Source organism: Stenotrophomonas sp. ZAC14D2_NAIMI4_7 (assembly GCF_003086675.1).
GTDB lineage: Bacteria > Pseudomonadota > Gammaproteobacteria > Xanthomonadales > Xanthomonadaceae > Stenotrophomonas.
Window position 1 is genome coordinate 2,636,871 of record NZ_CP025995.1, and the last position, 22,253, is coordinate 2,659,123.

17 protein-coding genes are annotated in these 22,253 nt (G+C 67.3%); 6 read left to right on the top strand and 11 right to left on the bottom strand.

From position 1 onward, the window contains the following. Positions 1-44: 44 nt before the first annotated feature. Both C1922_RS12165 and C1922_RS12170 read right to left on the bottom strand, forming a co-directional pair. Positions 45-2,507, bottom strand: a complete 2,463-nt coding sequence (locus C1922_RS12165) for a prolyl oligopeptidase family serine peptidase (RefSeq protein WP_108749990.1) — start codon at positions 2,505-2,507, stop codon at positions 45-47. 177 nt (positions 2,508-2,684) lie between these two features. Next, positions 2,685-3,014 carry a hypothetical protein gene (locus C1922_RS12170; protein WP_108749991.1) on the bottom strand — a complete coding sequence of 110 codons (330 nt, stop codon included), beginning with the start codon at positions 3,012-3,014 and terminating at the stop codon, positions 2,685-2,687. Between the two features lie 246 nt (positions 3,015-3,260). Between C1922_RS12170 and C1922_RS12175 the strand changes: the two genes are divergently transcribed. From C1922_RS12175 to C1922_RS12190, 4 genes are all read left to right on the top strand, one after another. Beyond that, the gene (locus C1922_RS12175) at positions 3,261-3,878 is read left to right on the top strand and encodes a hypothetical protein (RefSeq protein ID WP_108749992.1); all 618 of its coding nucleotides are present in this window, start codon (positions 3,261-3,263) and stop codon (positions 3,876-3,878) included. A 92-nt stretch (positions 3,879-3,970) separates the two neighbouring features. Continuing rightward, positions 3,971-4,747, top strand: coding sequence for a HipA family kinase (locus C1922_RS12180; RefSeq protein ID WP_108749993.1), 777 nt, complete (start codon positions 3,971-3,973; stop codon positions 4,745-4,747). Next, entirely contained in the window at positions 4,725-5,120 is a 396-nt protein-coding gene (locus tag C1922_RS12185) for a DUF3037 domain-containing protein (protein WP_108749994.1), read from the top strand. Before C1922_RS12180 ends, C1922_RS12185 begins: the two co-directional genes overlap by 23 nt. 102 nt (positions 5,121-5,222) lie before the next feature. After that, the gene (locus C1922_RS12190; protein WP_108749995.1) at positions 5,223-6,374 is read left to right on the top strand and encodes an aldo/keto reductase; all 1,152 of its coding nucleotides are present in this window, start codon (positions 5,223-5,225) and stop codon (positions 6,372-6,374) included. Here C1922_RS12190 and C1922_RS12195 read toward each other — a convergent pair whose 3' ends face one another. The 9 genes from C1922_RS12195 to ligA all read right to left on the bottom strand — a co-directional run bounded on the left by C1922_RS12195 (position 6,375) and on the right by ligA (position 20,225). Further along, positions 6,375-7,793: a serine hydrolase domain-containing protein gene (locus C1922_RS12195; protein ID WP_108749996.1), complete on the bottom strand. Its 1,419-nt coding sequence runs from the start codon at positions 7,791-7,793 to the stop codon at positions 6,375-6,377. It lies immediately after the preceding gene. 202 nt (positions 7,794-7,995) lie between these two features. Beyond that, positions 7,996-8,463 (bottom strand): transposase, encoded by a 468-nt coding sequence (locus tag C1922_RS12200; protein WP_108749997.1) that lies wholly within the window; start codon positions 8,461-8,463, stop codon positions 7,996-7,998. A gap of 230 nt (positions 8,464-8,693) precedes the next feature. Beyond that, positions 8,694-11,222: a membrane-bound PQQ-dependent dehydrogenase, glucose/quinate/shikimate family gene (locus C1922_RS12205; protein ID WP_108749998.1), complete on the bottom strand. Its 2,529-nt coding sequence runs from the start codon at positions 11,220-11,222 to the stop codon at positions 8,694-8,696. A 126-nt stretch (positions 11,223-11,348) separates the two neighbouring features. Next, on the bottom strand, positions 11,349-14,048 hold the full coding sequence (gene gyrA / locus C1922_RS12210; RefSeq protein WP_108749999.1) for a DNA gyrase subunit A: 2,700 nt from the start codon (positions 14,046-14,048) through the stop codon (positions 11,349-11,351). A 224-nt stretch (positions 14,049-14,272) separates the two neighbouring features. Then, positions 14,273-15,337 (bottom strand): S-methyl-5-thioribose-1-phosphate isomerase, encoded by a 1,065-nt coding sequence (gene mtnA / locus C1922_RS12215; RefSeq protein ID WP_108750000.1) that lies wholly within the window; start codon positions 15,335-15,337, stop codon positions 14,273-14,275. A 46-nt stretch (positions 15,338-15,383) separates the two neighbouring features. Then, positions 15,384-16,118: a DUF3011 domain-containing protein gene (locus C1922_RS12220; protein ID WP_108750001.1), complete on the bottom strand. Its 735-nt coding sequence runs from the start codon at positions 16,116-16,118 to the stop codon at positions 15,384-15,386. A gap of 150 nt (positions 16,119-16,268) precedes the next feature. Beyond that, positions 16,269-17,225 carry an EF-P lysine aminoacylase EpmA gene (gene epmA / locus C1922_RS12225; RefSeq protein WP_108750002.1) on the bottom strand — a complete coding sequence of 319 codons (957 nt, stop codon included), beginning with the start codon at positions 17,223-17,225 and terminating at the stop codon, positions 16,269-16,271. Then, positions 17,222-17,707 (bottom strand): GNAT family N-acetyltransferase, encoded by a 486-nt coding sequence (locus C1922_RS12230; RefSeq protein WP_108750003.1) that lies wholly within the window; start codon positions 17,705-17,707, stop codon positions 17,222-17,224. Before C1922_RS12230 ends, epmA begins: the two co-directional genes overlap by 4 nt. A 52-nt stretch (positions 17,708-17,759) precedes the next feature. Then, the gene (ligA, locus tag C1922_RS12235; RefSeq protein ID WP_108750004.1) at positions 17,760-20,225 is read right to left on the bottom strand and encodes an NAD-dependent DNA ligase LigA; all 2,466 of its coding nucleotides are present in this window, start codon (positions 20,223-20,225) and stop codon (positions 17,760-17,762) included. A 265-nt stretch (positions 20,226-20,490) separates the two neighbouring features. On the opposite strand from ligA, the gene C1922_RS12240 reads away from it, so the two are divergent. After that, a complete protein-coding gene (locus tag C1922_RS12240; RefSeq protein WP_108751584.1) occupies positions 20,491-21,603 on the top strand; it encodes a pyridoxal phosphate-dependent aminotransferase in 1,113 nt (370 codons plus the stop codon). 168 nt (positions 21,604-21,771) lie between these two features. Next, the gene (locus C1922_RS12245) at positions 21,772-22,218 is read left to right on the top strand and encodes a transposase (protein WP_108750005.1); all 447 of its coding nucleotides are present in this window, start codon (positions 21,772-21,774) and stop codon (positions 22,216-22,218) included. The last annotated feature ends 35 nt before the right edge of the window (positions 22,219-22,253 follow it).

The window sequence follows — 22,253 nt, forward strand, 5'->3', positions numbered from 1 at the left end:
CGCCCTGGGGCGGCCCTGTTTACAGCAGTCGAGCAAGCTCGACTCTACTTCGCGTTCTTCACGTAGGTGTCGAACCAGTTCAGCATTTCCGACACCAGCTGCTCGTTCGATTCCAGCGCGGTGTACCAGTGCGGTTCATTCGGCAGCATCACCAGGCGGGTGGTGCCGCCGTTGCCACGGATGGCCTGGTAAAGCTTGCGCGACTGGAACGGCTCGGTACCCGGGTTGGCATCGTCTTCGCCGTGGACCAGCAGCAGCGGCAGCTTGATCTTGTCGGCGTAGAAGAACGGCGAGGCCTTCAGGTACACGTCCTGCGCCTGCCACACCGAGCGCCGCTCGTTCTGGAAGCCGAACGGGGTGAAGGTCTTGTTGTACGAGCCGCTGGTCGCCACGCCCGCCTTGAACAGGTTGGTGTGGGCGATCAGGTTGGCCGTCATCAGGCCGCCGTGGCTGTGGCCGGTCACACCGATACGGTTGCGGTCGACCACGCCCATGTCCACGGCCTTGTCCACCGCCGCCTTGGCATCGGCTTCCAGCTGTTCCAGGTAGGTGTCATAGGCGGTCTTGGGATCGCCGACGATCGGGAACGAGGCGTTGTCGATGATCGCGTAACCGGCCAGCAGCATCAGCCGGTATGGCTGCAGGCGGGTGAAGGTCTGCTGCGAACCGGACACCTGGCCGGCCTGCGCGGCATTGGCGAAGTCAGCCGGATAGGCATACAGGATGGCCGGCACGCGCTGGCCTTCCTTGTAGCCCGGCGGGGTGTACAGGGTGAAGGACAGATCCACGCCATCGGCGCGCTTGTAGGTCACCAGCTGCTTCTTGATCTGCCGCACTTCCGGGGTCGGGTCGGTCAGCGTGGTCAGTGCGGTAGCGGTGGAGGCGAACTGCGCTTCGCCTTCCTTTGCAGCGGCCACCGCTTCACCCTGCTGGCGCACGAAGGCGTTCGGCGGGTCCATCACCGACTGGTGCCAGGTCAGATAACGGCCGGGCGTGTTGCTGAAACCGAGGAACTGCTCGTAGGCATCGGCATCGCTGCGGAACAGGCGCTCGGTCTTCAGCGAACCCAGGTCCAGGCGGTCCAGGAACGGGCGGTCACCCTGCGGCGAAGCCCCCTGCCCCCGCAGGAACACGAAATTGCCTTCCTGGCGCACCACGGCCGCACCGTTGGGCAGGCGCTTGAACACCAGGTTGCCCGGATCGCCGTACAGCTCATCGCTGGACATGTCCCACAGCAGGCGGCCTTCCTTCTTCGGCTGGTCGACATCGACGATGCGGGTCTGCACCCAGTGCCGGTTCTCATCATTCTCGAACAGGAACGACACGGTCGGGTCGGCCGACCAGGCCAGGCCTTCGAACCGCTGCGCGGTGCGCGCGATCTCCACCGGCTTGACGTTGAACGGCGCCTTCAGCATCAGCACGCGATCGCGGTGCGGCACGGTCACCTTCCAGTCGCCCTTGTCCAGCGCTTCGGCATAGACCAGGGTGGCCGGATCGGTGGAACGCCAGTCGAAACCGCGCGGACCTTCGGGCACGCCGTGCACCGGCACGCGGTCGGCCAGCGGCAGGCTGGCGATGGCGGTGCTCTTGCCGGTGGCGATGTCCAGCACCGCCACATCGTTGGCGAAGCGCTGGTAGGTGACCGCATGCGAGAACGGCGGCTTGATCGATTCGGTCAGCACGTGCACGCCATCGGGCGCAGCGCTCACGTCGTTGAAGATCGCGGCGCTGCCCACCGGGCGCACCTGGCCGCTGGCGGTGTCGACCACGGCCAGCTGCGAAGCCCCGTAGTACGCGAACAGCTTTTCATCGTGCGCGCTGGTCAGCGTGTCGCGGGCTTCGTAGGTGCTGCTCTCGCCACTGCTGCCCAGCGATTCCTGTGCATCCGGGCCGGTCGGCACGCCGCCGTTGGACGGCGCGGCGCCCTGGTTGGCCGGGACCAGCTTCACCAGCAGGTTGCTGCTGCCGCCCAGCCACTGGACGGTGCTGCCGAAGATGGGGTTCAGCTGCACCCCCGGCACCTGCTTTACCTTGCCGGTGGCGGCGTCGCCCACCCACAGCTGCACGCTGTCGGCCACCGCATTCTGGAACGCGAAATGGCGGCCGTCGGCCGACCACTGCGCGCCACCGGCGCAGCCCTGCGGCAGCGTCACCGGGGTGGTCTTGCCGCTGGCGATTTCCACCACGCTGAAGTCGGCCACGCAGGCCGGAATGCCGTAACCACCGGGGGTGTCATGGCGGCTGCGGTTCTTCGGCTCCAGACGCACGCCGGCCAGCTTCAGGTACGGCTGGGCCACGCGGGCGATGGACGGATAGGTCTGTGCGGTGGTCAGCAACAGGCGCTGGCCGCTGGGATCCACGCTGGGAACCGGCGGCGGCGGTGCCTTCAACACCTTGAGCAGTTGTTCTGGCGGCTTTGCGTAATCGGCAAGTGCCGGGCCGGCGGCCAGCAGGCCGAAGGAAGCAACGGCGATGGCCGCTGCCAGTGACGTACGACGAATAAGCATCCTCAACCCCTGGGTTCGATCCGGTGCCCGTGCTACGGGCATGCACCGAATCTAGCACCCCGGCCCCGCCCGTCCATGGGCCGGAAGCAATGCACGCCGGGCATGGCCCAGCGCTACCACGGGCGTTGGCAACCTCCGGTAGCGCCGGGCCATGCCCGGCGAAACACAGTCGGTGTTCTACTGCTGGGCGTGCAGATCCCAGGTGGTCAGGTAATCGGGGTCCACCACGATGGCGCCCCCGGTGCGCAGCTGATACTCACCAGGCTCGGCCGGCCGGTACTGGTCCAGCATCGGCGGCAGATAATGCTCGTGGCCATCGTCCTCGTCGGCCAGCACCACGCCCTCTTCGGCGCTGATGCGCAGCACGGTGCCTGAATACTGCTGCTGATCGCGCATCTGGCCGTCACCGCCATAACGGGTGATGCCAACCAGAACCACCTTGCCAATCATCTGCCGCGCCTTGGTGTTGTCCAGTGGCGGCAGCATGGGAATGGATTCGTCGCTCATCGGTGCACCTCCAAAGCCTGCAAGTACATCGTGGAAACGCTTGAAGGATGGCAGCTTGCGTACACCACGGCCATCCTGGCCGGTTCAGTCTCCCCACAGCTGGATGCTGCCATCAGCTGCGGCAGGGGGAAGTGAAGATCGGGCCTCAGTTCTGAACGGCCGCAGTGTTCCGCACCAGCTGTTGCGCTTAACCTGTGCGTCACCCGGCTGCCCCTACGGTCAGCCTTCACCACGCAAGGAACGCGCATGCCCAGGCACGCATTCATGCGATCGTGGACCCTCATTCTTTCGGCAGCCACGCTCAATGCCAGCGGCTACACCACAGATCGCACGCCGACTGACCAGCATCCCGGCAGCAGCCTGGAGACCGGTTCGGGCAGCCTGCCTGATGCACCACTGGACGCCGAACAGTTGCTGTTGCGCCTGATGGATCTGATCCAGGCCACGACCTCCGCAAGCGACCTGACCCTCGAGCGCGTATCCTCCGCATTGCGCGAGCCCGCCCGCACCTTCGCACCCGGTCACTTCGGCTACGGTGGCGCGCTCACTTCGGAGTGGAGCTACGGTCTGGAAGTGAAACAGGCTGGCACGCCGGACGCGCGACTGGATCTGAACTTCGTCGACACCGGTCCGCAGCAGAAGGCGCCGGCCACCGCCATCTGTCAGGTGGATTTCAACCGGTTCGCAATGGCGCTTCGTGCGGCGGGCTTTGCCAGGGAAACGGTGCGCGGCGAGCACGGCCGGACCATCTACCACCGCTTTGAGCGCGCGCAGCTGAGCATCAAGGTGGACACGATCCCGGAGCACTCCACAGCCAACGGCAAGGCAGTGCGCGACTGCGTTCGCCTGGTGAGCGTGCAATAGAAAGCGGTCGGCAGCCCCTCCGAGGCTGCCGCGCACCGGCACAGCGGACGATCCTCCGGCGCTCCCTCCACACGCCACGCTAGAATGCGCGCATGCGCACCGTCCATGCCCTCCGTTACATCACCCCTCTCCGCGAAGGGGGTTCCCTGCCCGCCGTGGTCGAGACCGACGACGACGGCATGGCCGTGCTCAAGTTCCGCGGCGCCGGCCAGGGGCCCAAGGCCCTGATTGCTGAGCTGATCGCCGGCGAGATGGCCCGCAGCGTGGGCCTGCCGATTCCGGAAATCCTGTTCGTGGAGCTGGACAGCGAATTCGCCCGCACCGAACCGGACCCGGAGATCCAGGACCTGATCCGCGCCAGCGAGGGCCTGAACCTGGGCCTGGACTACCTGCCCGGCGCGATCAACTACGACCCGGCCGCCATGCCGGTCGATGCCGACCTGGCCTCGCGCATCGTCTGGTTCGATGCCTTTACCAGCAACGTGGACCGCACCACGCGCAACCCCAACCTGATGGTCTGGCACCGCAAGCTGTACCTGATCGACCACGGTGCGGCGATGTACTTCCATCACGACTGGGACAACGCCGCCGATGCCTGCGAGAAGCCCTTCACGCTGATCCGCGACCACGTGCTGCTGTCCTTCGCCAGCCGCATCGCCGAGGTGGATGCCGAACTGGCCGCCCGCCTTTCCGATGCGGAAATCGAACGCATCGTCGGCCTGGTGCCGGACAGCTGGCTGGTCAACGAGCCCGCCTTCGACAGCCCGCAGGCCTACCGCCAGGGCTATATCAACTATCTCAAGCACCGCCTGAAGGTACGTGCCGTGTTCGTGCAGGAGGCCATCCGTGCCCACGCTGCACACGTATGACTATGCGGTCATCCGCGTTGTACCGCGGGTGGAACGCGAAGAGTTCATCAACGTCGGGGTGATCGTCTCCTGCCCTGGCGCTCGCCATCTGGAAGCGGCCATCGAGATCGACGCGGCGCGCTTGCGCGCGTTTGCGCCCGCACTCGACCAGGACGCGTTGCAGCCCTGGCTGGACGCCATCGTGGCGATCTGCCGCGGCGACGCCAACGCGGGCCCGATCGCGCAGCTGCCCGCGCGCGCGCGTTTCCATTTCCTCACCGCCAAACGCAGCTCCATCGTGCAGATGTCCAGCACGCACGTGGGCCGTAGCGCCGATCCGGCCGGCGTGGTGGAGCACCTGATGAACAGGATGGTGCGGGTGCCGCAGCGCTGAGCAAGCGAACGGGCGCCGCGCGTGCACGCGCCCGACACACCTGCGCGGTACAGTGAACCGGCTCTGCGAGACACCCGCCCGCCTTCCGCACAGGAGACTGACGTGACCTCACGACGCCGCTTCCTTTCCCTGGCCGCCGCTGCGGCCGCACTCTCGGCCACCGCACCGCTGTTCGCGCAATCGCCTGCGCCGGGCAGCGTGCTGCCGACCCGCGGCACGCCGCGTCCTGGGGCCACATTGGCCCGCAACCCGCCGCAGGCAGGTGGTCGCTATCGCCCGCAGACCCGCCTGGGGCTGGGTGGGGCGCCGCTGGGCGGCAGCCTGGCGCCCACCACCGATGCGGCCGCACAAGCCACCATGGCCGCCGCGTGGGCGGCCGGCATCCGCACGTTTGATACATCGCCGTGGTACGGGCTGGGCCTGAGCGAACGGCGCATGGGCCGCGAGCTGCACAGCCATGCGCCGGACCAGTACACGCTGTCCAGCAAGACCGGCCGCCTGCTGACCGGCACCGCTGGGCCGCTGCAGAAAACCAACTGGCACGACCCGGCCCCGTTCCGCTACGCCTACGATTACTCCGCGGCCGGCACCCGGCGCTCGGTGGAAGACAGCCTGAACCGGCTGGGCGTGGCGCAGCTGGATATCGTGCTGATCCATGATCTTTCGCCCGAGAACACTGACCTGGGCATGCCTTGGGAACAACGCTTCGCCGAGGCCTTGAAGGGCGCCATGCCCGAGCTGACGCGCATGCGCGAGGAAGGGCTGATCAAGGCATGGGGCTTCGGGGTGAATCGCCCGCAGCCCGCCCTGCGCGCGGTGGCCGAAGCCGATCCGGACATCATGCTGCTGGCCTGCCAGTACTCGCTGCTGGACCACGAAGCCACCCTGCACGACACCTTCCCGAAGCTGGCCGAGAAAGGCGTATCGGTGATGGTCGGCTCTCCGCTGCTGGCCGGCTACCTGACCGGCCGCGAGCGCTATCTGTACGGCAGCCCGATTCCTGAGTGGGCACCGGCCAAGCGTGCGCGCATGGCCGCCATCTGCGAACGCCACGGCATCGACCTGCGCACCGCAGCCCTGCAGTTCGCCGATGCGCCCGAGGTGGTTTCCTCGATCATTCCCGGTGCGCGCAGCCCCGAGCAGGTGCAGGCGAACGTGGCCTCGATGGCCATCGCCATTCCCGCCGATTTCTGGGCCGAGCTGAAGCAGGAAAAACTGATTGCCGCCGATGCGCCGGTTCCCGGCAAGCGTTGATCAAAGCGGCAGGCGCCGAGCGATGTAGTTGACCACATTGCCCACCGCATCCGGATCGATGTTGGCCAGTCCGATCACCACGTAACCCTGCTCGGGCAGCACCACGATGGCACTGTTCGACCCGGGTGCGCCGCCTTCGTGCCCGTACTGGCGCTGGCGGCCCTGCCCCTGCACCACGAAGCCGTAGCCATACCAGCCCTTGTGGTTCTGTGCGCGCGTGGCCTGCTGCAGCAATGCCGGTGCAAGCAGGGTGCCGTTACGCAGCGCTTCGCAGAACTTCAGCATGTCCGCGGCGGTGCTGTAGCCGCCACCGGCGGACATGCCACGCCAGGGCAGCGTCTTCGTCTCGCGCGCCCATTGCCCATCCACCCGGGTGTAGGCAACCGCACGCTGCGGAACGTCCACCGCTTCCGGCTCGAAGCCGGTGCCGGTCATGCCTGCCGGACGCAGGATGTGCGCATCCAGATAGTCGTAGTACGACTGGCCGGACACCGCCTCGATGAGGCGCCCGAGCACGATGAAGCCGTAGTTCGAGTAGCTGTCCTGGCTGCCGGGCGTGAACTGCGGAGCTTCTTTGGCAAAGCGCTGCACGTAGTCGTCCAGCGTCTTCAGTGAGGCCGAGTACTGGTCGAAATCATCCGCGAAGAAGTCGCCCAAGCCGCTGGTGTGGTTCAGCAGCTGCCGCACGGTCACCGTTCCGGCGACGGACGGGTTCGGGTAGTCCGGCAGGTGTTTGCCGATCGTATCGTCCAGACCGAGCGTGCCCTCCTGCACCAGTTGCAGGATGGCCACCGCGGTGAACATCTTGTTGGACGACGCCAGCCGGAAGCGGGTCTGCGCCGCCACCGGCGTCTTCGCGGCACGGTCGGCCAGGCCGCCCGTCCACTCCAGCAGCACGCGACCGTTCTGCGCGACCAGCACGCTGCCCGACAGCGCATCCTGGGCCGCCAGCGCATCCAGCTTCGTGCGCGCATCGGCCATCAACTGCGGCAGCGGAACGCGGGCCGGCTGGTATTGCTCCGGCGTCGGCGTACCTTCCAGCTGGAACTGTTTCAGCTGCGCCGGGTGGGCCGGATCCATCTGCGCGTGCACCAGCAGCGCGCGCTCGCTGCGCTCGCCCAGCACGAGCAGGGTGGTCTGCATCGGCGTGCTCTGCCGTACCTCCAGCAGCTTCAGCGGCCCGGTGGAGTCGCGGAATTCCAGATAGTCCTGTGGGGTGCTGCCTTCGGTCTTGGCATAGCGCTCGGCAAAGGACTGCAGCTGCTGCAGGCTGCCGGCATTGAACGCGGCCAGCCAGTCATCGGCGGCCGTGCGGGCATCGGGCGCCGGTGGGGCCGCGTTGGCGGCGACCAGCGCCAGAAGCAGTGGAGCCCACAGCATCCGCTGCAATAGGCGGGCGGAAAGACGGCACGCAGACATGGCGATTCCTTCGCAGACGAGGCATGCGGCCATCCTAGCCGATCGCAATTCGCAACGACGGGTGGGTAGAGTCGACCGTTGGTCGACTGCTTTTCGCGATCACCAGACACCCGCGCTGCGCGGTAGAGTCGACCGTTGGTCGACTGCTTTTCGCGATCACCTGACACCCGCGCTGCGCGCGATAGTCGACCAACGGTCGACTCTACCCCGCCTCGTTGTCATCCAGCGGCCAGCGGCACCATCCATACGGATATTCGCCCAGCCGGGTTGCCAATCCCGCCCGCACGGGATTGCCCAGGATGTAGCGCGCCTGCTTTCGCAGTGACGCCTCGCTGCGGATCGCATGGTCGTAGTAGCCAGGGTGCCACAGGGCTCCCTCACGCTTCAGCAGCCTGTTGATCAGGAAACTGCTGCGTCCCTTGAACCGCTGCACGCAGTACCCGAGTGACTTTCCTCGCAGCTGGACAAGCCAGTGCAGGTGGTCGGGCATGATCACCCACGCGACCGAGGTGGTCAGGCCTTGATGGTCCAATGCATCCAGCACCTGCATTGCGATGTGGGCGTGGCCGGGATCTTCGAAGATGGGACGGCGATCCCTGCAGATCATCGTGATGGCGTACACATTGCCGATGACGGAGCGGCGGCCGACGAGGAGTTGTGGACTGGGCATGTCATTGAGCGTGCCCGTTGCTGGCAATCTTCGGCATCGGAGAGGTGCCGTCTCATCGATCAGGGAGTGCCGTGGCCATGCGTGGGTAGAGTCGACCGTTGGTCGACTATCGCGCGCGGCGCGAGTTTCAGGTGATCGCGAAAAGCAGTCGACCAACGGTCGACTCTACCGGGCAGCGCGGTGTCAGGTGATCGCGAAAAGCCAGTCGACCAACGGTCGACTCTACCCGGTCATTCCGGCAACGCGTACGCCATCACGTAATCGCCCTTCGGGGTTTCCATGAAGTGGTGCCCGGCCGCGACGATCACGACATACTGCCGCCCGCCCTGCGCGTACACCATCGGATTGGCCTGCCCGCCGGCCGGCAGCGTGGCGTGCCACAGTTCCTTGCCGGTCTTCAGGTCGATGGCACGCAGCAGATCATCGGTGGCGGCGGCGATGAAGATCAATCCGCTGGCGGTCACCACCGCGCCACCATTGTTGGGCGTGCCGATTTCGATCGGCAGGCCGGAACGGATCCCGAACGGGCCGTTGCCGCGCGCACTGCCGAACGGGCGGTCCCACAGCAGCTTGCCACTGCGCAGGTCGATGGCGCGGATGCCGCCGTAGGGGGGCTGCTTGCACAGCAGGCCCGTGAATGGCAGCCGCCAACCGGCATTGACGTCGATTGCATACGGCGTGCCCACCTGCGGATCGCCCGCACCTTCGGCACCGCCCTTGTTGTCGGCGCGGATCTGTTCGCGCGGCAGCCAGCCCTTGCGGTCGGCTTCGGCACGCGGCACCAGCCGGTTGTAGTTGGGCATGTCGTTGTAGTTGGCCACGATGATGCCGCGCCGCGTATCGATGGCCACGCTGCCCCAGTCCGAGCCACCGTTGTAGCCGGGGTACTCGATGGAGTGGCGGTCGCTGGTGGGCGGCGTGTAGAACCCTTCGTAGTGCGCCTTGCGGAACTGGATGCGGCAGACCAGCTGGTCGATGGGGGTCAGCCCCCACATGTCACGCTCGGTCAGGTCATGGTCGCGGCGCAGCGTGTGGTACAGCGAGAACAGCTGGGTGGGCGAGCGCTGCTCCGGCTCCACCCCGCCCTGCGGCACCGGGCGCTCCTCGGCGGGCGTCAGCAGCTGGCCGTTGCGCCGGTCCAGGATGTACAGGTCGCCCTGCTTGGTCGGCAGCAGGATGGCCGGCACCTTGCCGGCCGCGGTCGGGTAATCGATCAGGCTGGCCTGCGACCCCAGGTCGTAATCCCAGACATCCTTGCGCACGGCCTGGAAATGCCATGCGGGCTTGCCGGTGGTCACGTCCAGGGCCACCAGCGAGGTGGCGTAGCGGTTCTGGTTCTCGGTGCGCGAGCCGCTCCAGTAGTCACCGGCCGAATTGCCCATCGGCAGGTAGACCAGGCCCAGCTGCTCATCGCCAGTGGCCGTGGTCCACATGTTGGGGGTGCCGCGGGTGTAGGTCTGGTCGCGCGGCGGCAGACCGCTGCGCTCGGGCTGGTCCATGTCCCAGGCCCAGCGCAGCTTGCCGGTCATCGCGTCGTAGGCCTGGATGACCCCGGACGGCGCATCGCGGCGCTGGCCGTCCAGCACCTGGTGGCCGGTGATGATCACCCCCCGCACGATGGCCGGCGGCGAGGTGATGGATACATAGCCCGGCGGCACCTCGCCCATGCCCAGGGTAATGTCCACTTGGCCGTTGTTGCCGAAGGCGGCGCAGGGTCGCCCGGTGTCCGCATCCACGGCGATCAGGCGACCATCCAGCGTGCCTTCGATGATGCGGGCACTGCAGAACGGCCGGCCGTCCTGTGCGGCAGCGCGGTGCATCGGCGTGGGCGGCGGCGCCGGCAGGGCCAGATCGGCAGCCACATCGGCCAGCACGGCATCGGCCACCGTAGGCGCACTGGGCTGCTCGTAATAGGCCACGCCGCGGCAGGCTGCGGTATAGGGAATGGAGGCGTCGCGCACCTTGGGATCGAAGCGCCAGACTTCATTGCCGCTGGCCGCGTCCAGCGCGATCAACTGGTTGCGCGCACTGCACAGGTACAGCCGGTTGCCGATCTTCAGCGGCGTGGTCTCGGCACCCCAGCGCTTTCGCGGCACGTCGCCGGTGCGGAACTGCCAGGCCAGCCGCAGCGTGCCCACGTTCTTCGGGGTGATCTGCTGCAGCGGCGAAAAACGCGTGGCCGCATTGCTGCGGCCCCATGCCGCCCAGTCCTCTTCGGCGGGTTGATCGGACGGCTGCAGGCCGGTGGTGTCGCGCGTGGGGTCCAGGCCGGCGCTGACTGCGGCCTCGGGGTACGGCTGATGGCCATCCACGTGACCATGCGGGGCGAAGGCCAGCGCGAAGGCGGCCACGAAGACCAGGATCAGCACACCTCCAACGCTGCGCGACAGCCGCGTGGGCACCGGCGTGCGCAGGGCGGGCGCCACGAACGCCAGCACGATGCCCAGCGCGGTCACCATGCCAAGCCGAGGGACCCAGCGCCAGTAGTCGCTGCCCGATTCCCACCATGTCCACAGCAGGGTGCCGACGAACAGCCCCGCGTAGACCAGCGCGCCACTGCGCCGATTGCCCCACAGCAGAATCCCGCTGGCCAGCAGGCCGATACCGGCGATGGCGTAGTACCAGGAGCCGCCCAGGCTACCCAGCCACGCACCCAGGCCACCGATGACCAGCCCCAGCACGACCAGCAGCAGGGCCAGCACCGTTACCAACGGGTGGCGGGACACAACGGGCGCGGCGGACTGCGGCGTGGCGGACATCGTCGATCTCCGGGGGCAGCATGGCCTGTTATCCCACCGTCGCTGTGAAGTGCGCGTGCGGTGAGCGCCGGATACAACAACGCCGGCACGAGGCCGGCGTTGTTGAGGTGACGTCGCGAGGCGGGCTTACGCCTGCGGCGCGTCCTCGCTCGGTGCGGGGGCTTCGGCCGGGGCGGCAGCAGCCACCTCGTCCTCGTCCTCGTCGATCGAGGCGTCCATGCGCTCCACGGCCTGCAGCTTCTCATCCTTGGACAGTCGGATGAGGGTCACGCCCTGGGTGTTGCGGCCCACACGGCTGATTTCCGAACCGCGCGTACGCACCAGGGTGCCGCCGTCGGAGATCAACAGGACTTCGTCGCCCGACCCCATCAGCACCGCGGCGACCAGCTTGCCGTTGCGCTCGGTGGTCTGGATGCCGATCACGCCCTGCGTGCCTCGGCCCTTGCGCGGGTAGTCCGGCAGCGGGGTGCGCTTGCCGTAGCCGTTTTCGGTGGCGGTCAGGATGTACTGCACGCTGGCGTCGTCGGCGCCGTCGATCACCGCATCGCCATTGGCGGCGGTTTCCTCGACACCGTTGTCGTCCTCGTTCTCGTCCTCGATGCCACCGGCACTTTCGGCCACGATCAGGCTGACCACTTCCTCGCCGGCCGGCATCTTGATGCCGCGCACGCCGGTAGCGGTACGGCCCATCGAACGGACCTTGTCTTCACCGAAGCGCACGGTCTTGCCGTTGGAGGCGAACAGCAGGATGTCACGCTCGCCATCGGTCAGGCCGACGCCGACCAGGGCATCGCCTTCGTCCAGGTTGATCGCGATCTTGCCGCGGGCCAGACGGAAGGCGAACTCGCTCAGCGGGGTCTTCTTCACCGTGCCGTTCTTCGTGGCGAAGAACACGAACTGGCCATCGGCGTACTCACGCACCGGCAGCACGGCCTGCACGCGTTCACCCGGTTCCAGCGGAATCCAGTTGATGATCGGACGGCCGCGGGCGTTGGAACCGGCTTCGGGCAGCTGGTAGACCGGCAGCCAGAACACCTTGCCCGAGCTGGTGAAGGTCAGCAGCGTATCGTGCGTGTTGACCAGCCACAGCTGTTCGATGAAATCCTCTTCCTTGGTCGCCGCCGCACTGCGGCCACGGCCACCGCGGCGCTGCGCGCGGTAGACGCTGACCGGCTGGCGCTTCACGTAACCGGCGTGGGACACGGTCACCACCACGTCTTCCGGCGCGATCAGGTCCAGGATGTCCAGGTCTTCTTCGCTGTGGCGGATTTCGGTACGACGCTCGTCGCCGAACTCGGCCTTCACGTTGATCAGCTCTTCGCGGATCACCTGCAGCAGGCGGTCGGGATCTTCCAGGATGTGGATCAGCCCGGCGATCACTTCCAGCAGCTGCTTGTATTCCTCGGTCAGGCGGTCCTGCTCCAGCCCGGTCAGGCGGTGCAGGCGCATTTCCAGAATCTGCGTGGCCTGGATCTCGGTCAGCTGGTAGCCGCCCTCGATCAGGCCCACGCCCTTGGGCAGGTCTTCCGGACGCGAGGCTTCAGCGCCGGCGGCGCCCAGCATCGAACCGACCAGGCCCGGCTCCCACAGGCGGGCGAGCATGCGTTCGCGCGCTTCGTTGGGGTTCGGCGAGGTCTTGATCAGTTCGATCATCTCGTCGATGTTGGCCAGCGCCACGGTCAGGCCTTCCAGCACGTGGGCACGGGCGCGCGCCTTGCGCAGCTCGAACACGGTGCGGCGGGTGACCACTTCGCGACGGTGGCGGACGAAGGCCTCCAGCATCTGCTTGAGGTTCATCAACTGCGGGCGGCCATCGACCAGCGCCACCATGTTGATGCCGAACACCGATTCCATCTGCGTCTGCTGGTACAGGTTGTTCAGCACAACCTCGGCAGATTCACCGCGCTTGATCTCGATGTAGATGCGCATGCCGTCCTTGTCGGACTCATCGCGCAGCTCGCTGATGCCTTCGATCTTCTTTTCCTTGACCAGCTCGGCGATCTTTTCGATCAGACGCGCCTTGTTCACCTGGTAAGGAATTTCAGTGACGATGATCGATTCGCGGCCGTTGTCGGCCACTTCGATATCGGCCTTGGCACGGATGCGCACGCGGCCACGGCCGGTGCGGTAGCCGGCGACGATGCCGGCGGTGCCGTTGATGATGCCTGCGGTCGGGAAATCCGGGCCCGGGATGTACTCCATCAGGCCGTCGACGTCGATTTCCGGGTTGTCGATCAGCGCGATGCAGGCGTTGATCGATTCGCTCAGGTTGTGCGGCGGGATGTTGGTGGCCATGCCCACCGCGATGCCGGCCGAACCATTGACCAGCAGGTTCGGGAACCGGGTCGGCATGACCGTCGGCTCCAGTTCCTTTTCGTCGTAGTTGGGCTGGAAATCGACGGTTTCCTTGTCGATGTCCGCCATCAGCTCGTGGGCCAGGCGGGACATGCGGGCTTCGGTGTAACGCATCGCCGCGGCGGAGTCGCCGTCGATCGAACCGAAGTTACCCTGGCCATCGACCAGCATGTAGCGCAGCGAGAACGGCTGTGCCAGACGCACCAGCGTGTCGTAGACCGACTGATCGCCATGCGGGTGGTACTTACCGATCACGTCACCGACGATACGCGCCGACTTGAAGTAAGGCTTGTTGCTGTGCGCGTTCAGTTCGTTCATCGCGAACAGCACACGGCGATGCACGGGCTTGAGGCCATCGCGCGCATCGGGCAGCGCACGCCCCACGATCACGCTCATGGCGTAATCGAGGTAGCTCTTGCGCATCTCGTCTTCCAGGTTGACCTGGATGATTTCCTTGGCGGTTTCTGCCATTCGGGTTCCGTTGTCTGGTAGCGGTCCAGTCCGGCGCAGCCCACTGCAGGAGGGGTCGTGCCGGAACCTCGATTCAACCTGCCGATACTACCACAACGGGCCGTTTTCCGCCCGTGTTTACGGGGATTTTACCGGCACAAATCAGGAACTTAGGGGTTGCACGCACGGCCGGGGCCGGGGTCGGATCCCTTTCCGCCGGAAAGGACTCTGACCCCGCCTGTCCGTCAACCGGCGAACGCGGCCCGCATGTTTTCCACGGTCGGGTTCAGGATGACCCCGCGCTCGGTCACGATGGCGTCGATCAGCTCGCCCGGGGTCACGTCGAACACCGGGTTCCAGGCGGCGATGCCCTCGGCCACGGTGCGGGTCCCGCCCACGCCGTACAGCTCACCCGGGTCGCGCTGCTCGATCTCGATCTGGCTGCCGTCCACGGTATCCATGTCCACCGTGGACGAGGGGGCCACCACCATGAACTTCACCCCGTGATGGCGGGCGGCGATGGCCAGCTGGTAGGTGCCGATCTTGTTGGCGGTATCGCCGTTGGCGCAGATGCGGTCGGCGCCGACGATCACCCACTGCACCGCACCGGTCTTCATCAGGTGCGAGGCGGCCGAATCGGCGATCAGGGTGGCGTCGATGCCGTCCTGCTGCAGTTCCCACACGGTCAGGCGCGCGCCCTGCAGCCACGGCCGGGTTTCGCCGGCAAACACCCGGGCGATGCGCTGCTGGGCCATGCCGGCGCGGATCACGCCCAGGGCGGTGCCGAAACCGGCCGTGGCCAGCGAACCGGTGTTGCAGTGGGTCAGCACGCCGCTGCCGGCCTCGATCAGCCCCGCGCCCAGCGCGCCCATGTGGCGGTTGGCGGCCAGGTCTTCTTCGGCAATGGCCTGCGCCTCGGCTTCCAGCACGGCCTTCCAGTCGGTGCCGGCGGCGGACAGCGCGCGGCGCATGCGCGCCAGCGCCCAGGCCAGGTTCACTGCGGTCGGGCGCGAGGCATTCAGGCGCTGCAGCGCCGGTTCCAGCTGCTGCAGCGCATGCGCGCCGTCGGCGGCCTGCACATCGCGCGCGGCCAGCACCACGCCCCAGGCCGCGGCGATGCCGATGGCCGGCGCGCCACGTACGGTCAGTGCATGGATGGCGGCGGCGACTTCATCGCTGTCATGGCAGGCAACGTGTTCCACCACGAAGGGCAGCTTGCGCTGGTCCAGCAGCTGCAGCGCGTCGCCGGTCCACAGGATCGGGCGGATGTGGTCGTAACGGGCGTAGTCGATATCGGGGGCAGTGTTCATGGGCCCATTGTAGGGCCAGCCCCTGCCCCGTGGCCCTGCCGCGCGGTCAATTCACCGAGAATTCGGCCCGGCAGCCGCCGTCCACCCAGATCCCGTTGCGGTTCCAGCCCCAGGTCTGCCCTTCCACGCAGGCCGTGCCGGAAATCTGCCGCGACACCACCGCGCCGGCGCTGATGCTGGCCCCGCAGAAGCGACGCCGCTTGGATTTGGATTCGCAGGTCAGCCGGCGCGGCATATCGACGAAGCGGCCCTGTTCGTCGGCCACCTCGAAATCGCCCTGGCAGCCACGGCTGGTCCAGATTTCATTGCGCTTGTAGCCCCAGCCCTGCCCTTCCCGGCACGGCAGCACCGACAACTGGCGCAGCAGCCGCACCGGCGCGCCGTCCAGCCGCACCGGGCAGCTCTGCGGCCGTCCGCTGGATTCGCAGCGCACTACCCGGCGCACCAGGCGTTTGCCGGTCTCGGGGCCGGCCGTCGTGGCCGCGGTACCGGCAGCCACACGTGCACGGAACTCGGCGCGGCAGCCAAGGGTGACCCACACGCCGCTGCGGTCGGTGCCCCACTCGCTGCCGCGGATGCAACTGTTGCTGGACAACTGCCGTACCAGGTCCACGCCATTGCTGACGTCCAGGTCGCAGTGCACCCAGCCCATGTCGCGCGATTCGCAGGTAATGACCTGGCCGTCATAACCGGTCTGCGCCGACGCCGGCAACGGCATGACCGCGCCCCATATCGCCATGGAGTACACCGGTGCCGCTACGACCGCCAACCACTTGACCAAAGCTTTCCCCAACCGAGTCGATAACCACGCTGCCAGTGTCTGGCATCAGGCGTGATAAGAGCATCATCGCCGTTGCTGAATCAAGCGCGGAATGTGCTCGATCCGTTCAGGCGCTGCAGCGGCGGCGCGAAGAACGCGCGCACGCCACGCTCATGCATGGGCGAAGTCGAAGGCCAGTACATCGGCAATGCGCGGCGTGCCGTTCATCGCCATCAGCAGGCGGTCCACGCCCACCGCCACGCCCGCGCAGTCGGGCAGGCCCGGCAGTGCGTCCAGCAGCGCCTCATCCAGCGCCGGCTGCACCTGCCCACGCGCGTGGCGGCGCTGCAGATCGCTGTTGAAGCGCGCGCGCTGTTCATCGGCATCGTTCAGTTCGTGGTAGCCGTTGGCCAGCTCCACCGTGCCCAGGTACAGCTCGAAGCGTTCGGCCAGCGGCGGGCTGCCAGCACGGATGCGGGCCAGCGCCGCCTGGCTGGCAGGCCAGTCATGCACCACCGTCATCACCGCGTCATCGAAGTGCGGCTGGATGCGATGGGTCATCAGCAGGTCCAGCCAGTCATCGCGGGTCAGCCCGACCGGGTCGATGTGCACCTCGCCCAGCGCCGCGCGCAGTGCTGCCTCGTCGGCAGCGAAGGGATCCACCCCGGCATGCTGCTGGAACAGTTCGCGATAGCTGAGCACGCGCAGGCTTGCGGTGCGCCCCACCAAGGCCAGCGCCTGGCGTACCAGCTCGGCGGTTTCGTGCATCAAGCGGTGGTGGTCCCAGCCGACCCGATACCATTCCAGCATGGTGAATTCGGGGTTGTGGCGGCCGCCCGCTTCGCCGTTGCGGAACACCCGGCCCAGCTCGTAGCAGTCGCCCACGCCGGCCGCCAGCAGACGCTTCAGCGGAAACTCGGGCGAGGTGCGCAGCCAGCGGCGGCGACCACCGGCATCGACGTGGCCACTGAAATCGGTGTGGAAGCTGTCGATGTTCGGCTCGGTGTTGCCGGCCACCGACAGGATCGGCGTCTCCACTTCCATCACATCGCGTTCGGCGAAGAAACGGCGCAGCAGCGCATTCAACGCCGCGCGCTGCTGCAGCGTGCGCATCAGCTGCGGATTCACAGGATGCCCTCGGCGCGCGGGTGGTCCAGCGGCAGGGTCAGCAGGCTGCGGGTGTCATCGATATAGCCGCTGGCTAGGTACAGGCGGCGTGCCAGTTCGTTGTGGTGGTTCACTTCCAGCCGCAGGCGGGTGACGCCGCGGCCGCGTGCACGCTGTTCGCAGATGGCCAGCGCCTGCTTGCCGCGACCACGGCCACGTGCGCGATGGCTCAGGTAGAGCTCGTCCAGCAGCACGAAATGGCCGCCCTGTTCCAGGCTGAAACCCATCGCCAGCACGGCATGGCCGACCACGTCGCCGGCTTCGTCCAGCCACAGCAGCACCTCGCCATTGCGCGGGTCGGCCAGCAGCGCATCGACCCCGCGGCGAACGCGGGCATCATCGAATTCGATCTTGTCTTCGGCGTAGAAGTCACGCATCAAGGCGATCAATGCCTCTTCATCGGCACGGGTGGCCAGGCGGAAATCCAGCGGGGCGATCTGCATCGGTAGTCCTCTCGTGCTTCAGGCCGGGCGCGCGCGGCGCCCGGCGGGTTCATCACTCGTGTTCGGCCAGATAGGCCAGCAGGCGATCCTCGTCCCACACCGGCACGCCCAGCGACTGCGCCTTGTCCAGCTTGGAACCGGCTTCGGTGCCTGCCACCAGGAAGCTGGTCTTCTTCGAGACGCTGCCCGACACCTTGGCGCCCAGTGCCTCCAGGCGTTCCTTGGCCACATCGCGGGTGAGCTGGGCCAGGGTACCGGTCAGCACCACGGTCTGCCCGTCCAGCGGCCCGGCCACCACCTCGGCCAAGGCCGGTGCGTGCGCCAGGATGTGCTGCATGGCGCGCTCGGCGGCCAGCAGCATGGCGCCATGGCCGTCGCTGTCCAGCCACTGCGCCAACCCACGCGCGGTGTCATCGGGCAGGCCGGCGTTGACGAACTGGCCGTGCTCGGCGTCCAGCACTGCCTGCGCGGATGGCAACGCCGCCACCAGTTTTTCCGCGCGCAGACGGGTGATGCCGGGAATCTCGGCCTCCACCAGAAGCTGGGCCAGATCCAGCCCTTCGCGCAGCTTGGCGCTGGGCGGATGGGCATCGGCAATGCGCACCTGTCCGACCTGCAGCAGATCGTCGATGGCCTGCTGGTTGCCGGGTTGCTCGAAGAAATGCCCCAGCGAGCGCGCGACTTCACCGCCGATGTCCGGCACGCGCTTGAACAGCGGCCACGGCAGGTGGCGGATCAGTTCCAGATCACCGAACCACTGCGCCAGTGCCTTGGCCGTGCTTTCGCCCACGTGCTCGATGCCCAGCGCGAACAACAGCCGTTCCAGCGTGGCGTCGCGGCTGGCATCGATGGCCGCGATCAGGTTGTCGGCCCACTTGGTGGCGATCTTCTTCGTGTTCCATTCGAAGCTGGCCGGCTGCACCAGCGCCTGCGCGCGCCAGCCCGCTTCGGCGGCGTCCAGCTTCAGCACGGCCGTCAACACCGCGCCACTGCCCTCGGCGGGCAGGTGCAGCTTCAGTGCCGCGGCCAAGGCCGAAGGATCTTCGGCATCGAGTACCAGCTTCAGGTGCAGCAGCGTGTCGCGGCTGAGACGGTAAAGATCCGCCACGCTTTTCACGATGCCGGCGTCGACCAGGGTTTCAATGTACTTGTCGCCCAGGCCGTCGATATCCATCGCGCGGCGCGATGCGAAGTGCGCGATGGCTTCCTTGCGCTGCGCCGGGCAGGACAGTTCGCCCGAACAGCGCCATGCGGCCGCACCCTCTTCGCGCACGATCTCCGCACCGCACACCGGGCAGTGCGTGGGCATCTGCCAGGGCGCAGTGCCCTGCGGGCGACGGTCCAGGATGACGCTGACCACTTCGGGAATGACATCGCCGGCACGGCGCACGATCACGCTGTCGCCCACGCGCACGTCCAGGCGCGCGATCTGGTCGGCGTTGTGCAGGGTGGCGTTGGACACGATCACCCCGGCCACCGCCACTGGCGCCAGCCGCGCGACCGGCGTGGCCGCACCGGTACGGCCGATCTGGATCTCGATCGCCTCCACCGTGGTGCTCTGTTCCTGCGCCGGGAATTTGTGTGCGATGGCCCAGCGCGGTGCACGCGAAACGAAGCCCATCGCCTGCTGACCGGCGCGGTCGTCCAGCTTGTAGACCACGCCATCGATATCAAACGGCAGGCCGTCACGGCGCTCACCGATCATGCGGTAATAGCCCAGCAGCCCGTCGCTGCCTTCCACCACCTGGCACAGGTCGCTGACCGGGAAGCCCCACGCACCCAGCTGCGCCAGCGTGCCCGAATGGGTGTCCGGCAGCTCACCGCCCTGCACTTCGCCGGTGCCGTAGGCAAAGAAGCTGAGCCGACGCTGCGCACTGATCTTCGCGTCGAGCTGGCGCAGCGAACCGGCCGCCGCATTGCGCGGGTTGGCCAGCACCTTGCCGCCGTGCAGGCGAGCACGCTCGTTGTAGGCCTCGAAATCGGCACGCGCCATGTACACCTCGCCGCGCACTTCCAGCACGTCCGGCCAGTCCTGGCCGTGCAGCCGCTTGGGGATGTCGCCGATCTCGCGCAGGTTGGCGGTTACGTCCTCGCCGGTGCTGCCATCGCCGCGGGTGGCGCCCAGCACGAACTGGCCGTCTTCATAGCGCAGGCTGATGGCCAGGCCGTCCATCTTCGGTTCGGCCGAGAACTGCAGGCTGCGGCGTCCCAGGCGCTCGTCGATGCGGCGCACGAAATCGGCCACTTCCTCATCGCTGAAGGCATTGGACAGCGACAGCATCGGCACCGCATGGCGCACCTCGGCGAAGCGCCCGGACGGACGCGCGCCCACCTGCTGGGTCGGGCTGTCGGCGCGGGCCAGTTCCGGGTGTTCCTGCTCCAGCGCTTCCAGCTCGCGCACCAGCCGGTCGTAGTCGACGTCGGGGATCTCCGGCGCGTCCAGCTCGTGATAGGCACGGTTGGCCTGGGCGATCTGCCGGCGAAGGTCTTCGGCGCGTTCGGCGGGGCTGGAGCTCATCGGGATCCGATACTTCTGGGATGGCCGTGAATTCTACCGCGCCCGCGTGCAAGGCCCGGTAGGGGTCGGATCCCCGAAGGGGCTCCGACCCCGGCTTTGTAGAGTCGAGCCATGCTCGACTGCCGCCTTTGTAGAGTCGAGCCATGCTCGACTGCCGCCTTTGTAGAGTCGAGCCATGCTCGACTGCTGCACTCTACAGCCCCCCGGCTTGCTGCCCGGTCCCACCAGCGTTAGCGTGCAGCGGTTGCCCTTCGGAATCCTGCCCGTGACCCTGCCCGCCTCCCGCCGCCACTTCCTGCAACTGGCCGGTGTCGGCCTCGTCGCCGCTGGCAGCAGCCTGCCCCGCCTCGGCCAGGCGCAGCCCGCCGCGGCCTCCGCCGCCGGCCCGGTCCTGCTCAACTTCAACGAGTGCCCCTACGGCCCCTCGCCCGCCGCCCAGCAGGCCGCACGCGACAGCATCGCCGGCAGTGGTCGCTACCAGTTCGCCCTGGCTGGACAGGTGCGCGATGCCTTCGTCGCCGAGGCCGGCATCCCGGCTGACCACGTGCGCCTGTACCCCGGCTCCAGCGAGCCCCTGAACCGTGCGGCCACGTTGTGGACCGGCCCACAGGCGGCACTGGTGGTGGCCGACCCGACCTTCGAAACCCTCGGCGACATGGCTGCAGCGCGCGGCGCCCACGTGCAGAAAGTGCCGCTGCGCAATGACGGTGCGCACGATCTTCGCGCGATGGCGGCGGCCGCGCATTCGCAGCCGACGGGGCTGATCTACGTCTGCAATCCGAACAACCCGACCGGCTCGATCAGCCTGCCGGCCGAACTGGCCTCGCTGCTGGCCAACAAGCCGGCGTCCACCCGTGTGCTGGTGGACGAGGCCTACCTGCAGTACAGCGACCAGCCCAGCCTGATCGGCCGGGTCGCCCAGCGCGATGACCTGATCGTGCTGCGTACGTTCTCCAAGCTGTACGGCATGGCCGGCCTGCGGCTGGGCGTGGCGGCAGCCCACCCCGACCGCCTGCGCGAACTGGCCAGCCTGGGCGAGAACCCGCTGCAGGTGCCGGCGCTGGCGGCAGCGCTGGCCAGCCTGCAGGACCCGCAGTTGATCGCGCAGCGCCGGTTGCAGAATGCGAAAGTGCGCCAGGCCACCATCGCCTGGCTGGGCAAGCGCGGCTTCAGCTGCGTGCCATCCGAAGCAAACTGCTTCGTGGTGGATGTGCAGCGCGACGGCAACGCGTTCGCCAAGGCGATGGCCGACAACGGCGTGGTGATCGGCCGCAGCTGGCCGATCTGGCCGCAACGCGTGCGGGTGACCGTCGGTACCGAAGAGGAAATGGCGACGTTCCGCCAGGCGTTCGCGAAGGTCGCCGGCGTACCGGCGTAACCCCATCCGGGCGGAGGCCGATCCGGCCCTCTGTAGAGTCGAGCCATGCTCGACTTGAGCGCGGCCTGGCCCTTTGTAGCGTCGAGCCATGCTCGACTGGGGCCTTCCCTACACGCCCGGCCGCATTCAAGCGATACCCAAGCTGCCTCAGCCAGCCAATGCTGAGGCATGCCCAGTCCACGTCTCCTGAAAGGCCGTCGGTCGCAACTGCAGAACGTCTACGCGATCACCACGGTCACTCACCAGCGCCATCGGCACTTTGATGATCCACAGCGGGCCGCCGTCGTGGTAACGGGCCTGCAGTGGATTCAACAGGAGGGGCGATGCCTCAACCTCGCGTGGGCGGTCATGCCAGATCACGTGCATTGGTTGATGCAACTGCGATCAGGAACCCTTGCCGCGTCGGTGCAGATGATGAAATCGCGCTGCAGCCGGCTCATCGGCATCGACGGGCCACTCTGGCAGCGCGGCTACCATGATCACGCGGTGCGGAGTGATGAGTCCTTGAAGAACCAAGCACTCTACATCGCTGCAAATCCTGTCCGCGCCGGTCTGGCGGCTCAGCTCGGCGATCATCCGTTTGCGTGGTGCCGGTGGTTTGATCGGGCGCCGTAGACGACTTTGTAGAGTCGAGCCATGCTCGACTGGGG